The organism is Sphingobium sp. B11D3B (assembly GCF_025961735.1).
GTDB lineage: Bacteria > Pseudomonadota > Alphaproteobacteria > Sphingomonadales > Sphingomonadaceae > Sphingobium.
On record NZ_JAOQOF010000001.1, the window covers coordinates 1,641,647 to 1,655,704 of the forward strand.

The window sequence follows — 14,058 nt, forward strand, 5'->3', positions numbered from 1 at the left end:
CAAGGCCCCAAGTCCCGCTAATTGAGCCTCCAGCAACGTCCAGACGATCTGGCGGCAACAGGGGCATGACTATCAGCACGCAGGACAACAGCACGGCCGGGAACGGAGGTTTAGGCGAGACCCCGACCGGGCTCCCCCGCTCGGCCAAGGGATCGGGCCGGCGGCTCCGCGGGGCTGTGGCTCATTATCTCGGCTCGGCCATCGTCTCCGGACGGATCGCGCCGGGCGAGCGGCTGACGGGCGAGATTGAGAATGCCGAGGCGCTGGACGTTTCCCGCAGTGCCTATCGCGAGGCCATTCAGGTGCTGACCGCCAAGGGGCTGGTGGAAAGCCGCCCCAAGGCCGGCACGCGCGTGCTGCCGCGCAGTCACTGGAACCTGCTCGATCCGATGGTGCTGGCCTGGGCGTTCGGCGGCGAGCCGGATGTGAATTATGTGCGCGACCTGTTCGAGCTGCGGGCAATCGTCGAGCCGGAGGCCGCGCGCCTCGCCGCCAAGCGGCGGGATCGCAATGATGTTGCCGCGATGAAGGATGCGCTGACCCGGATGCGCCGCTTCACGCTGGCGACCGAGCAAGGGCGTGAAGCGGACCGGGATTTCCACAGCGCCTTGCTTGCCTGCACCGGCAACGCCGTGTTGATGACGCTGAGCGCGAGTATCGGTGCGGCAGTCAACTGGACGACGCAGTTCAAACAGCGGTCCGTCGGCCTTCCGCGCGACCCGGTGCCCGATCATATGCGCGTGTACGATGCGATTGCCGCCGGGGACGCGGATGCGGCGGCGGAGGCCATGCAGGTTCTCGTGCAGCTCGCCCTCGATGACACACGGGCGGCGATGCAGCCTCCGGCGGAGGGCGAGCAAGGCGACTTCGCCTGACGCTTCCGAACGCAGATCGGCCCCGCCCACTGCCGGCTCGACTGAGCCAGCAATGGACGGGGCCGGAGCGATCCTGACTTAGGCGCCGTCGACCGCCTTGCTGACCAGCACATGGACTTCCACGCGACGGTTCTGGGCCTTGCCTTCCGGCGTGGAGTTATCAGCGACCGGATCGGAGAGCGACATGCCGGCGGGGGCGAGCATGCGGTATGGCTTCCACTTGCAGGTCTGCTGCAGATAATTGAGCACGCTCGCCGCGCGCTTTTCGCTCAGTGTCTGGTTGAATTCCGGGTCGCCGGTCGAGTCCGTATAGCCGACCACCAGTAGCAGGGCATTCTCGGTCGCCTCAGCCTGCGCGGCAGTGGCGCAGAGGTTCTGCTTGGCCATCGGCGAGAGCACCGCCTTGCCGGTGTCGAAGTTCACGTTGGTCGTGCTCTTGATGTTATACTTGTCGATGTCGCCCATGCGGGCGCGCAGGGCGTCCGTGGCGGCCGTCTGCTCCTCGAAGCGCTGCGAGGTGCCATTGCGGATCATTTCCGCCGTGCGCAGATCGCGGTTCTTGAGGTCGATCTTGCTGGCGACCAGACCGCCGCCGCCCTGCAGCGTGTCGACCTTGACCGGCAGGCCGTTCAGGAGCTGATCGGCACCCAGCTGATCGCGGTTGAGCCCAAGGAAGCCGCCGCTGGCCGTAATGCGGGTCGAACTGTTAACGGTAACCGTATTGCGCGTGCCATCGGTCGAGGTGATCTGCAGCTGGTCACCATTGCGCGCAGAGATAATCCCCTCGATCTCCGGGCCCGCCGTCATCTGCGCGGAATCGGTGTAAACCGTCGTCGAGACATCCGCCTCAGGCGCGGTTTCCGTCTGCGCGACCACGCTGCCGGACGCCACGCCTGTCATCAAAGCCAGCGTCATAAGAAGCTTGGAACTGGTGGAAAGGGTATTCATTGCGTTTCTCCTACTCGTCGATCGGCCGGGGTCTGCAGGATCGCAGCATCATCCGACCGCCGCTCGCGAGGTGCGTATTCGACTGTCAGAAACCCCTCCGTCATGAACTCTCCGAACCTTTCAATGCGGCGCAGGAAGCACCACGAGTTCCTGCGTGTTCAGGGGAACCTTGCGCATAGATGAACGGTTCCCCTCCCCCCACGTTAACCACCGGTAACCAGAGTGGATCATGCGGCAGGACGACTTTGCGCCGACTCAACTCAGCGATGCAGGCGCACAGAAATGCGATGACCGACGAACGGGCGGGATGGTCCTTATCGCTCGGCGAGGAGAGCGAAGGCATGCCTCGTGGTAGCGTGTCGGCGCCTATTCCATCAGCGCCGCATCACCCCAGGTCACCGGGTCGGGAAAGCGCTCAGCCTGCGCCGTCCGGGCGACCAGCTCAATGATGCGAACGCCGTCAATCGAGACATCAAACGACTGCGCCGCTTCTCCCGCTTGGGCCGGCCTGGAGCGCGCGAGCAGCTTGCCATCGCCGTAGACCAAGAATGTCACCGGCTGCTGGCGGGAGCGCGCGGAGTCATCCACTCCCACGGAGGCGACGAAGCGCCGAAACCCCTCGTTACGCACCTCCACCCGCGAATTGGCGAGAATGCCAAGGCCGGTCTCGAAGTGCGTGCCTGCGATGGACAGGGCCTGCCCGAACGGCGTCTGGTCCAACCGTGCCCCGCCCCAGCCGCCATATTGCGTGCGCTCGCCGCCACCCTTGGTCCCGCGCCAGGGGAGGAGTCCGCGATGCACCTGCGGGTCCGCCTCCGGCACGACGACGCCATCCTCCGCAGGATTGACCCGTGACGGCTGCTCGGAAAGATAGAGCCCTCCAACGAGCCGCCGCGCGCCCTTTGCGCGAAAGATCAGCGTCTCGTAGGGCGCGAGGTCGAGGGCTTGCTCGCCGGTGAACTGGCGGTCTGCGCCCTGCCAGAGATCGGTCAGCCTGACCGGCGCACTGGTCGCGAACTTCAGATGATCTGCGGTCAGCACCGTCTTGGCGGGCGCCGCTGTGCGGTTGAAGACCGCGGCCGCCTTGTCGCCATCGGCAAGCGTCTTCACGAAAATCTGCACGTCCTGCGAATCGAAGGCGAGCACCGCCTGATTGCCTGCGGGGTCCTGATTGAGCGCGACGATCCGCTCATTGCCGAGGATCGCCAGCATCTGCGGCGAGGCCTTGCGCAGATCATAACCGATGATCAGCGGGGCATTGACCATGGCCCACAGCGCCATGTGCGAGCGCGCACGGACGGGGTTGGTCATGTCGAAATCCCCAGTGCCGACGAACAGCATGTCGGGGTCGTTCCAGGAGCCGGGGTGAGCATAAAGCGGGCGATGCGCCACGCTGTCGAGATTGTGCAGCATCCGGCTCCAGGTGGGGAAGATATCCTCGCTGGTGCGCGACATGTTGCCGACCGTTCGGGACCATGCCCGCGAGTCCGCCGATCCCCACAGGCACAGCGAATAAACATAATCCTGGTCGGGATTATGTCGCTCCAGCGCCTGCCGCACCTCGTCATACAGCGCCTTGACGGCCGGAATGTCGGTACGCCCGAGCGACTCCACGTCGATCAGCGGATGGAGGCCGCGATATTGCCCTGCCTTCACGCGCGGGTCGCTGGGTGGCAGCCCGCGAATACCGCAGGCGTCGACCTTGATGAGGTCGAAGCCCCATTCCTTGAAGTAGAGCGCGATGTCCTGATCGACATGGCCGTAAAGGCCCACTTCGCGCTCCAGCACCGTGCCTTCGGGCTGGTTGGGGAAGGTCGATGTGAACACCTGCCCGCAGGAATTGCGGCCGATATCGGAATAAATGCCGGCCTTGAGGCCCATGGCGTGCAGCTTGTCGGTGAGCGGCCGAAAGCTGTTGCCGCCGCCTGCGATCGCCGCCGAGGGAAAAGTCTCGGTCCGGATCAGCATCCGCCCATCCGGCTGGCGGCGCTTGAGCCACCAGCCATCATCGATGTTGATGTAGCGATAGCCTTTTGCGGCGAGGCCGCTCTCCACGATCACCCGCGCCGAGGCCATCAGCTTCGCTTCGTCGATATCGCTGGTGAAGGCGTTCCAGCTGTTCCATCCCATCGGCGGCAGCGGGGCGTGCCCGCCGCTATAGATGCTCCAGCGCCCCGTGGGCGCCAGCGGATCAACCATAGCGCTGCGGGCGGCATCCGGCGACGCGGCGGGGGTTGTCTGGGCGCCAGCTTGCATCGCTGCCAACGCCGCCGCTGCCACACCTACCGCCAGCCGCAGACGGGACGCATGCCTGATGGTCATCGGGCCGCGCCGGCCTTGGAAACCAGATGCGCGCTGAAGAACGGCAGCACATGGTCCTGGAAGCGGAACGCGACATGGCTGGTATGCGTGCCCTCATAGAGGGTGAAGCTGTTGGCGATGCCGTAGGAGTCGAGGATCTTGTGCAGCGTCTCGGTATCGGTCTTGAGACTATCCTGATCGCCGACGTCCATCGCGATCGCGGCATAGCCTTTCAGCGCGCCGATATATTGGTCGACAAAGGCCAATGGCGCATTGGCCGCCCATTTCGCGAGAATGGCATTGCGCTGCGCCTCATCGCCGCTTGGGAGATCGAGATAGAGCGGCGGCTTCTTGGGGTTGGGCGACCAGGCCGCGCCGACCGCAAGCTGCGCCCGCAGCGGAAATGGCAGGTTGGCCGAATCAGCGGGAGCTTTGACCGCCGCGATCTGCGCCAGCCCGGCTTCGTCCAGCGCAAAGGCGTCGCGCGCAGACAGGCAGCACGGGCTCATCAGATAGAGCGCCCCGAACTGATCGGCGTGCTTCATGCCGATCCGCGCCGCGCCATAGCCGCCCATGGAATGGCCGACAAGGCCACGGCTCCGCGGGGTCGCCAGCGTGCGATAGTGACTGTCGATATAGGCGATGAGATCGTGGGAGATGAACCGCTCAAAGTCGCCGGTTGTCGTCGAGCTTGAATACATCGAGCCATTGTGAATGGTCTTGCTGTCCGGGAAGACCAGGATCATCTCCTGCGCGCCCTTGGCCAGCGCACCCTCGATCACTTGCGGCACATGGATTTCGCCTATCCACTGCTCAGCGCCGATGGAATAGCCGTGCAGAGCGTAGACGACCGGATATCGTTTGGCCCGGTTGGCGGCATAACTGGGCGGCAGGACGACGATGACATCGCGATCGGCAGACTCGCCTTCCAGATTCCCTGCGATGGCCGGGGAATGGACCTTGATTCGCTCGAGCGTCACCTTCGGCGCGCCCGGCACCGGCGCCGGCGCGTTGGTGGCAACCTGCGCCAAAGCCGGCGCGGCAGGCATAGCCAGGCACAGACCTGCCAGCAGGGCCGCGTGAATTGCGCTTGTCTTCATAGTCATCCCCATCCTCCTGTTTTTGATGATGATCAGCGGCAGCCAGTCAGCCACCGCGCAATTGCTGCATGACGAGCGCCCGGATGCGCGCGTAATTCCCCTGCCGCAGCGGCCCCAACAACCCGCGCTGCGCCTCCGGCAGATGGGCAAGCGGATGCCCGTCGCGCTGAAAGACATAATGGTCGAAATAGGCGCGCCATGCTTCCCGCTCGGCGGCCGGACGCTCAGCGATGGCGATCATCGCCAGCATCATCGCCGTCATGGGCGCATCCGGGCCGGCGGAGAAGGCATCCCACCAGTAATTGACCAGCATGTTGAAGGGTGCGGTCGCCTCCACCTGATGCCACCACAATTTGGGGAGGTAGAGCGCGTCGCCCGGCAGCAGCTCGACCGTAACGGCCCGCGCGCGGGCCTGCGCCATGCGAGGGTAACGCGGATCGCCCTCCGGCGCCGAGGCCGCGAGACTGACGGGCGGCCCGGACAAGGTGCGGTCGATCGGCCCCACATACAGGTCGACAATCGCATCGGGCGGATACAGCGTGAAGCATCGCCGGCCCGCCACCACGCAAGCGAGATTCTCGAACGTGTCGTAATGGCAGCTCACATGAGATGCGTTGCCCAGCCAGATGCGCGGCACAACGCCCTGCGGCATGAATGGCAGGGCATTGTCCGCCTCAAAGCCCGGCACATAGCTGCTGGCCGGCAGCGAGCCCATATACACCGTGCCATCGCCGGGGGCTTCGGCGCGCGCCATGATCTCCCACAAGCCCTCGCGCAGAGGCACTTCGCGCCGCTCGAAATTGAAGCCTTCCAGGCCATCGTCGTAAAAATAGCGCCCCGCAATGTCCGGCGCGCCGACGAAGATTTCTCCCGGCCGGTCGGTGGCGAAACGGTCCAGATAGTCCGCGAGCGCACCGTCCGCCTGCGCGGCCGCGCGGACGACCGGCCAATCGGCGCATAGGCCGCGAACAACCGCAGGCTGGCAGGGCTCGACCAGCAGGCGCCGAAACGCGCCGGCGTCGGTCAGTGCCTCCCGGTCCAGCTCGGCAATGGCAGCGGCCATCGAGCTTCTCCGATCAACCGGCCCGGGTCAGCATCTGGTTGCGACGCTCGGCCAGCACCGGAACCTGTTTGAGCGACGCCGCGACGCAATAAGCCAGTTGAAGATCGCCATTGCGGAACAGCGCCAGCACGCTGGCATCGTCAAGATCGTGCAACCGATCGAGGCTGACCGTGTATAAGCCCGCCAATTCAATGGTTTCGCCATCGTCGAACCGCAGCGAGATATCGATCGGCTGAATGATGCCCAGGCGATTGAGCGTGGCAATGAAGCGCTCGGCCTCCTGCTGGCCGGCGACAATCTGTCCAAGCAACCGCTGCATATGCCGCGTGGTCGATGTCGCCCCGCCATCCTCATCGAACAAAGGCTCGCCGGACACTTCGCTCAGGCGGGGGCTGGCCCGGTCGATCGCGATATTCTCGCCGGAGACGAAAAAGGCCTCACGCTGCTCATCGAGCGAGCGGAAAGGCGCCTTGCCGGCATGCGAGTCGACCAGCAGATTTTCGCCTTCCTTGAAGCCGAACAGGACACCGACATAGAAAGCGCCGGTTTCCGGGTTCTTCGCAAAGAGAATCGGGCAGACCGCCGCAGCCGCCGCAAATTCCGACGGCAGGACCGGCACGAAGTTGCGCGTTTCCGGCGAAATCGCGCCTAAACGCAGGTGCCGATGGGCCTGCGAATCCAGAATTTCGAGTGCTGCTTCCATGCCATCCCTCTCCTCATTTTTATTGCGATGGCGGGAGCGCGCTTCTTGACGCCATTCTCCGCCCCGCAAGTCCAATCGCTGCAATCCACCGCAGGAATCGGACGTTTCCGGTCAATAATCCAGCCCTTTGGTGGGCCATATATACACCGAAAATTTGAGCTTGATAGCGCTACCTTTTCGCACTAACGTTCAAGCATAGAAAAACACGATGTCTGGAGAGGGTGTAAGCGTGACGTGTCACGCCGACAAGGGACCACTTTATCCGCATCATGTGAAAACCGGCGGCAGCAATGCCGTTTCGTGGCGTCTTCTATCCGGGAAACCGGCCAGCGGAGCCGTTCGATGATTACAAGTGGAGGGGGTTATGAAAGGCAATCAGCCTAACTTCGATTATCTCAATCGTCCTGCAATTCTCAAGGCGGTCCTGCTCGGCGCCCCCAGTGCCTTGGCGCTGATCGTCTCGGCACCGGCGATGGCCCAAAGCAGCGCAGCGCCCCAGAGCGCATCGACTGAAGACATCATCGTCACCGGCTACCGCGCCTCGCTCCAGCAGAATCTCGACATCAAGCGCGAGTCCGCCGGCGTCGTGGAAGCGATCTCGGCCGAGGACATCGGCAAGTTCCCCGATCCTAACGTCGCGGCCGCCCTGCAGCGCCTGCCTGGCGTCTCCGTGCAGCGCAACGGTCGCCGTGGCGAGGCGGACGGCGTGACCATCCGTGGCTTTGGCGGCGACTTCATCGACACGCTGGTCGATGGCCGCCACATTTCGACCGCCATCGGCAACCGGGGTGTCGACTTCACGACCATCGGCTCGGACTTCGTCGGCCGGCTGAACGTCTACAAGACGCCCAATGTCGAACTCTCCACCAGCGCCATCGGCGGCTTCATCAATGTAGAGATGCCCAAGCCGTTCGACCGTCCGGGTTTCCAGGTCATCGGCCGCGCCTCCGGCTCGTACCAGTCGCGCAGCAAGGATGTGACGCCGTCTGCCGGCCTGCTGATTTCCAACACCTTCGCGGATGACACCATCGGCATCCTCGGCAACGTCAACTACAAGCGCACGGACACCACCTCCAACCGCGTGTTCGTACCGGGCTGGATCGGCGCCAATTTCGCGCCCTGCCAGGCCGGCCCGAACGTGCCGACCTGCACACCGACCAGCGATGCAACCAGCGCCGCCTGGGCTGACCCCAATAATCGCAATTCGGTGCTGAACTGGTTCCCACAGCAAACCGGCATCGAGCAGATTCACACCAAGGACGAGCGCCTCGATGCGCGCATCGCCCTGCAATGGCAACCCTCGGACAATCTGCTCATCACGGTCGATGACAATTTCAGCCGTCAGACCGTGCACAGCAATGCGTTCGGCTATGCAGCCTGGTTCAACGGCAGTGACCTGCGCAACGTGAAGTATGACGAGAACGGCACGGTCGTCGACTTCTCGCAGTTCGGCACGCCGATGGACTTCAACGCCAACTACACCCGCACCATCCTCGAGACAAACACCATTGGCGCGAACGTCAAGTGGGATGTCAGCGAGAACCTGAAGCTGGATGTCGATGGCTTCATTTCCCGCAGCACCCGCAACCCGGGTCGGAACGGCTATAATGACAGCATGGACATCGGCTACGGTGGCACCAATGCTGGCGGCACCACCATTTTGGGTGCCAATACCGGCGTCACCATCCTCGGCCCGAGCAAGGACTATCTGCCGCAGATCCACGACATCGGCCCGGCAGGCAATGTCGCGCGCTTTACCGACACCAGCGTGATCGGATCGCACGTGATCGTCCGCGGCGCGCCCTACAATGCCGACACCGTCAAGCAATTGCGGGCCGTGCTCCGCTGGGATCAGGACAACGTCAAACTGGCCTTCGGTGGCCAGTATATGGAAGACAAGCTGTACGGCGAGAACACCAGCACGTTCAGCAACGGCGTGTTCGCCAGCCGCTCGGGCTATGGCACGCCTTCCGGACGCCCCGGCGGATCAAGCGGCGGCATCGCGCCACTGCCGGCCAGCGTCTATCAGGGCATCATCAGCACCGCAAACTGGATCCCCGGCTATCAGGGCAATCTCGGGCCTTCGGTCATCGTCTATGACCCGTATCAGGTCTACAAGCTGCTCGAAGCCTCGGGTGGATCGGTGGCACCGACGCTCGATCCGGCCAGCGTGTACGAAATCCGCGAGAAGACCTATGCCATCTTCTTCCGGGCGACCTTCGACACGGATCTGGGCGGCATGCCGTTCAGCCTGACGGCCGGTCTGCGGCATGAAGGCACGCATCTGACCTCGAACGCGATCGGGCGCCGTCTGCTGGGTCTGTCGATCCCGTCGGGCGATCCGACCCTCATCCAGCCGAACCCGGCTTTGGGGACCAACGGCTTCTCCGATCCGACGACCATCTCGCGCAGTTCCAACTACACCTTCCTCCTGCCCAGCCTCGATGCGAAGCTGGAGGTGATGCCCAACCTGCTGCTGCGCATGAGTGCCTCGCGGACCCTCACCCGTCCGGGCCTCGCCGCGCTGCGTCCCACCGTGACGCTCGGAACATTGCGCGTTGGCAGCCTCTCGGCCAGTGGCGGCAACCCCGACCTCAAGCCGTATCTCTCCGATAACTTCGATGCGGCGGCGGAGTGGTACTATCAGCGCAACTCCTATGTTTCGGCCAACTTCTACCTCAAGCACATCACCAACTTCGTGGTTGGCGGTGTGTCGGTGCAGTCGATTGACGATGCGATCGATCCCAGCACTGGCCGGACTGCGCGCTTCAACGTGAACAGCCAGGTCAACGGACCGGAAGCGACCGTGAAGGGCGTGGAAATCGCCGTGCAGCACGTCTTTGGCGAGAGCGGCTTCGGCTTCCAGGCCAATGCCACCTTCCCGTGGAGCAACCGCAACTACGATCCCACCAGCACGGACGGCTCGGCCTTCTCGATCACCGGCCTTGCCAAGTCGGCCAACCTGATCGCCTTCTACGACAAGGACGGTTTCCAGATCCGCGGCGCCCTCAACTGGCGTGACGAATATCTGGTCCGGCTCGGTCAGGACCAGGGCGGCACCTTCGGTGCGGAGCCGGTCTATGTCGATCAGCAACTGCAGATCGATGCCTCGGCCAGCTATGACGTCACGCCTTTCGCGACGGTGTTTGTCGAGGCCAACAACCTCAACAATTCGACCTACAGCACGCACGGGCGGTTCAGCAATCAGACGCTGGATGTCTTCTCTTACGGGCGCCGCTTCTCGGCCGGTGTCCGTGTGAAGTACTGATCGGGTTGACTTCTTGCCGGGGGAGCGCACTCCTGCGCTCCCCCCGCATCGTTCATGTGAGTGGTCATGGTTCATCCGGTCAAGAATATCGTGATCGTCGGCGGCGGTACCGCCGGATGGCTGACGGCTGGGATCATCGCGGCGAGACATCGTGGCCGCATCCCGCACAGTTTCACGGTTACGCTGGTGGAATCGCCGAACACGCCGATCATCGGGGTTGGGGAAGGTACCTGGCCCACCTTGCGCTCAACGCTCAAGACCATGGGCGTATCCGAAACCGACTTCTTCCGCGAATGCGATGCGGCGTTCAAACAGGGCGCGCGCTTCAACCGCTGGACCACCGGCGCGGCCGATGACGGCTATTATCACCCGCTCGTTCTCCCGGAGGGTTTTGCCCGGGTCAATCTCGTCCCCCACTGGCTCGCCAACGGAAAAGACCAGAGCTTTTGCGACACGGTGTGTCCGCAGGGCGTGATCTGCGACGAGAATCTGGGGCCCAAGTCCATCACCACGGCGGAATATGAAGGCGCCGCCAACTACGCCTATCATCTCGATGCGGGAAAGTTCGCGCCCTTCCTCCAGCGGCATTGCTGCGAGACATTGGGCGTGCGCCACATACTTGCCGATGTGCAGCAGGTGCTGCTGACCGAGAATGGCGACATCCGCGCCATCGACACCGAGCAGGCCGGCGAAATCGAAGGCGATCTGTTCATCGACTGCACGGGCTTTCGCAGCCTGCTGCTGGGCGATGCGCTGGGCGTGCGGTTCAAAGACTGCGGCGACGTCCTGTTCTGCGACACCGCGCTGGCCGTGCAACTGCCCTATGAGAGCGAGAGCAGCCCGGTCGCGACGCACACCGTCTCCACCGCGCAAAGCGCCGGCTGGATCTGGGACATCGGCCTGCCCTCCCGCCGGGGCATCGGACATGTCTATTCCAGCCGCCACATCTCGCAAGACGAGGCCGAGCGCGAGCTGCGCACCTATCTCGGCCCGGCGGGCGCGGACTTTCCGTTGCGGAAGATCGACATCCGCTCGGGTCACCGCGAAATCTTCTGGAAGCGCAATTGCGTCGCGGTCGGTCTCGCCGCCGGTTTCCTAGAGCCGCTGGAAGCCTCCGCCATCGTGCTGGTGGAACTCTCCGCCAAGATGATCGCCGAGCAGATGCCGGCCTGCCGCGAGGTGATGGACATCATCGCCCGACGTTTCAACGAGACCACCAGCTATCGCTGGGGCCGGATCATCGATTTCCTCAAGCTGCATTATGTGCTGACCAAGCGCACCGACAGCGCCTTCTGGCGGGACAATCTGCTGCCGGAGACTATTCCGGACCGATTGCAGGACCTGCTGCACCTCTGGCGTTACCAATCGCCCTGGTTCCATGACGAGTTCGATCGCATCGAAGAGGTCTTCCCCGCCGCGAGCTACCAATATGTGCTGTACGGCATGGGCTTCCGCACAGAAGTCGCACCCGAAACGCTGACGCCCCAGGCTGCCCTCGCCATGCAGGCGATCCGCGAGAACAGCCGCCAGACCGACCGGCTGCGCACCAGCCTCCCGCGCCATCGCGACCTGCTGCGCAAGATTCGCGACTACGGCCTCCAGCCCGTCTGAGCTTTGGGGGCATGAGACAGGCTTCCGGCATTCGGCCCCACGTCCCACGCTTATTGGGTAGCGCTACCTTTCTTCCACCACTTCGCGTCCTGATCGCATTGACCTGCGGATGGCCGTGCGTGGTCGCCGCGCAATTGCCGCCTGCGCCTATCATCCCCGCGATGCCTGCGCGGGGCGCACCCAATTCGGAAGATGCCTTCGCCAATGTGCAGATATCCCCGCGACCGGAGGCCAAGCCTGTGGTGCTGCATGTCGCGCCGATTGGCGCAGAGACGGGCGACGGCAGCGCCGCGCGTCCGTTCGGCACGCTGGGGCAGGCGCAGGCGGCGGTGCGGCGGCTGAACCGCGACAGGCCGGTCACCGTCCAGCTCGCCGACGGCGTTTATTCCCTCGACGCGCCTTTGCACTTTGGCGCGGAGGACGGCGGCCATGCCGGCCATATGGTCCGCTGGGAAGCCGCGCCGGGCGCGCAGCCCACGCTCTCTGGCGGGTCGATCGTGCAGGGTTGGACGCTCGCGGACCGCGATCGCAACATCTGGACGGCGTCGATCGGAAAAGGCAGCGATCCGCGCCAATTATGGGTCGATGGCCACCTCGCCCATCGCGCCGCTGTCGAGGCGCCCCGTAGCGCCTTCGCCTTTTTCGATTGGGGCATCCAAATCGTCGATCCGGCGTGGCGCTTTCTCGCCACCTTGCCGGACCAGAGCCGCATGGAGGTGGAGAACACCGGCTTCTTCACCGATCGACGGGCCGTCATCGACCGGATCGAGGGCGACCGCATTCTTCTCAAGCAGCCCGGCTGGCGGAACAATCTGATCGGCTATGATACCTTTACCAAGCCGGTCTCCGGGACCAAGGCCCGCTTCTTCATCGCCAATGCCCTCGCCTTTATGCGCGCCGCAGGCGACTGGTATGCCGATCCCGCGAAGGGTCTGCTCTACTATAAGCCGCAGGATGGCCAAACGCCGGACACACATGAGATCGTCGTGCCCCGACTGGAGGCGCTCATCACCATCGCCGGCAGCGCGGAGGTGCCGGTGTCCGACATTCTCTTCGAACGACTGGCCTTCCGCCACACAAGCTGGCGCGGGCCCAGCAGCGCCGAGGGCTATGCCAGCCAGCAGAGCGGGAGCTATCTCGCAGGCGACATCGCCAATTATCCCGCCGATCCAATTCGCGATTGCAGCTGGGGCTGTGCCGCGTTCGAGGCGCAACGCAACCACTGGCGCCAGCAGCCCGCCGCCGTGCAGATTTCCGCCGCGCGCCGGATCACGTTCCGCAATGTCACCTTCGCGCAACTCGGGCAGATCGCTCTTGGCATCGGCAACAACCCGGAAGCCAATATGCGCGGCCCCGGGCTTGGCGCGCAGTCGATCGAGGTCAGTGGCTCGCGTTTCGGCCCGCTGGCCGGCGGTGCGATCATGGTAGGGGGAACGACCGTCGATGCCCACCACCCCTCAACGCCCGACCTGGCCGTCCGCGACATACTGATCCGCAACAATCACATCGAGACGGTATCGCAGGATTATCGCGAGCAGGCCGCCATTCTGGTTACTTACGCCTCGGCCACGCTCATCCTGCATAATGATGTTTCCGATGCGCCTTATGATGGCATTGATGTCGGCTGGGGCTGGGGGACCAATGATCCCGGCGGCAACACCGCCTATATGACTCGGGCGCGCGGTTATTATGATCAGCCCGGCAATCGCATCTATGAGACGCCGACGATCCTGCGCGACACGGTGATCTTCGGCAACCGCGTTCATGGCGTGAAACGCTGGTTTCCGGACGGCGGCGCCATCTACCATCTCTCCGCCGATCCGAGCGCGCTGATTGCGGAAAACCACATCTATGATGTCCCCGGCGGCATCGGCGTCTATCTGGACGAAGGCTCGCGCTACGTCACAGTCCGCCATAATGTCATCGACGGCGTCGGCCTATGGGTGAACCTCAATGCGCAGGACGACGCCCGGCCGCGCCGAACCAATCTGAACAATCTTGCGACCGGTAACTGGTTCAACAGCGGCAAGGCCAATGGCAATTGGTCAGCCTATCTGAACAACCACCTCGCCGATAACATTGCCGTCAACGGGCAGGCCTGGCCGCCCGAGGCGCGCGCCGTCATCGCCCGTGCCGGGGTCCAGATGGGCGGCACCGCGCCATGACCGCCCTTCCCCATCCTTTGACGC

General features: G+C 63.9%; 9 protein-coding genes. 4 read left to right on the top strand and 5 right to left on the bottom strand.

Annotation, left to right across the window (positions count from 1 at the left end; all coding sequences use genetic code 11):
- Window positions 1–65 precede the first annotated feature (65 nt).
- A complete protein-coding gene (locus M2333_RS07780) occupies window positions 66–875 on the top strand; it encodes a FadR/GntR family transcriptional regulator (protein WP_264611381.1) in 810 nt (269 codons plus the stop codon).
- 78 nt (window positions 876–953) lie between these two features.
- Here M2333_RS07780 and M2333_RS07785 read toward each other — a convergent pair whose 3' ends face one another.
- From M2333_RS07785 to M2333_RS07805, 5 genes are all read right to left on the bottom strand, one after another.
- Window positions 954–1,823 (bottom strand): OmpA family protein, encoded by an 870-nt coding sequence (locus M2333_RS07785; RefSeq protein WP_264611382.1) that lies wholly within the window; start codon window positions 1,821–1,823, stop codon window positions 954–956.
- Between the two features lie 366 nt (window positions 1,824–2,189).
- Window positions 2,190–4,079, bottom strand: coding sequence for an NPCBM/NEW2 domain-containing protein (locus tag M2333_RS07790; protein WP_264612589.1), 1,890 nt, complete (start codon window positions 4,077–4,079; stop codon window positions 2,190–2,192).
- A gap of 62 nt (window positions 4,080–4,141) precedes the next feature.
- Window positions 4,142–5,230: an alpha/beta hydrolase gene (locus tag M2333_RS07795; protein ID WP_319801305.1), complete on the bottom strand. Its 1,089-nt coding sequence runs from the start codon at window positions 5,228–5,230 to the stop codon at window positions 4,142–4,144.
- A gap of 40 nt (window positions 5,231–5,270) precedes the next feature.
- On the bottom strand, window positions 5,271–6,287 hold the full coding sequence (locus M2333_RS07800) for a cupin-like domain-containing protein (RefSeq protein WP_264611383.1): 1,017 nt from the start codon (window positions 6,285–6,287) through the stop codon (window positions 5,271–5,273).
- Window positions 6,288–6,300: 13 nt separating this feature from the next.
- Entirely contained in the window at window positions 6,301–6,990 is a 690-nt protein-coding gene (locus tag M2333_RS07805) for a SapC family protein (RefSeq protein WP_264611384.1), read from the bottom strand.
- A gap of 364 nt (window positions 6,991–7,354) precedes the next feature.
- Between M2333_RS07805 and M2333_RS07810 the strand changes: the two genes are divergently transcribed.
- The 3 genes from M2333_RS07810 to M2333_RS07820 all read left to right on the top strand — a co-directional run bounded on the left by M2333_RS07810 (window position 7,355) and on the right by M2333_RS07820 (window position 14,034).
- A complete protein-coding gene (locus M2333_RS07810; RefSeq protein WP_264611385.1) occupies window positions 7,355–10,258 on the top strand; it encodes a TonB-dependent receptor in 2,904 nt (967 codons plus the stop codon).
- Window positions 10,259–10,324: 66 nt separating this feature from the next.
- Window positions 10,325–11,869, top strand: coding sequence for a tryptophan halogenase family protein (locus M2333_RS07815; protein ID WP_264611386.1), 1,545 nt, complete (start codon window positions 10,325–10,327; stop codon window positions 11,867–11,869).
- Window positions 11,870–12,030: 161 nt separating this feature from the next.
- Entirely contained in the window at window positions 12,031–14,034 is a 2,004-nt protein-coding gene (locus M2333_RS07820) for a right-handed parallel beta-helix repeat-containing protein (RefSeq protein WP_264611387.1), read from the top strand.
- Window positions 14,035–14,058 lie beyond the last annotated feature (24 nt).

Excerpts from the sequence above, each read along its gene's own strand:
- M2333_RS07805 (WP_264611384.1), bottom strand. The coding sequence starts at position 6,990 with ATGGAAGCAGCACTCGAAATTCTGGATTCGCAGGCCCATCGGCACCTG.
- M2333_RS07820 (WP_264611387.1), top strand. The coding sequence starts at position 12,031 with ATGCCTGCGCGGGGCGCACCCAATTCGGAAGATGCCTTCGCCAATGTG.
- M2333_RS07795 (WP_319801305.1), bottom strand. The coding sequence starts at position 5,230 with ATGACTATGAAGACAAGCGCAATTCACGCGGCCCTGCTGGCAGGTCTG.
- M2333_RS07810 (WP_264611385.1), top strand. The coding sequence starts at position 7,355 with ATGAAAGGCAATCAGCCTAACTTCGATTATCTCAATCGTCCTGCAATT.
- M2333_RS07790 (WP_264612589.1), bottom strand. The coding sequence starts at position 4,079 with ATGCAAGCTGGCGCCCAGACAACCCCCGCCGCGTCGCCGGATGCCGCC.
- M2333_RS07780 (WP_264611381.1), top strand. The coding sequence starts at position 66 with ATGACTATCAGCACGCAGGACAACAGCACGGCCGGGAACGGAGGTTTA.
- M2333_RS07800 (WP_264611383.1), bottom strand. The coding sequence starts at position 6,287 with ATGGCCGCTGCCATTGCCGAGCTGGACCGGGAGGCACTGACCGACGCC.
- M2333_RS07785 (WP_264611382.1), bottom strand. The coding sequence starts at position 1,823 with ATGAATACCCTTTCCACCAGTTCCAAGCTTCTTATGACGCTGGCTTTG.
- M2333_RS07815 (WP_264611386.1), top strand. The coding sequence starts at position 10,325 with ATGGTTCATCCGGTCAAGAATATCGTGATCGTCGGCGGCGGTACCGCC.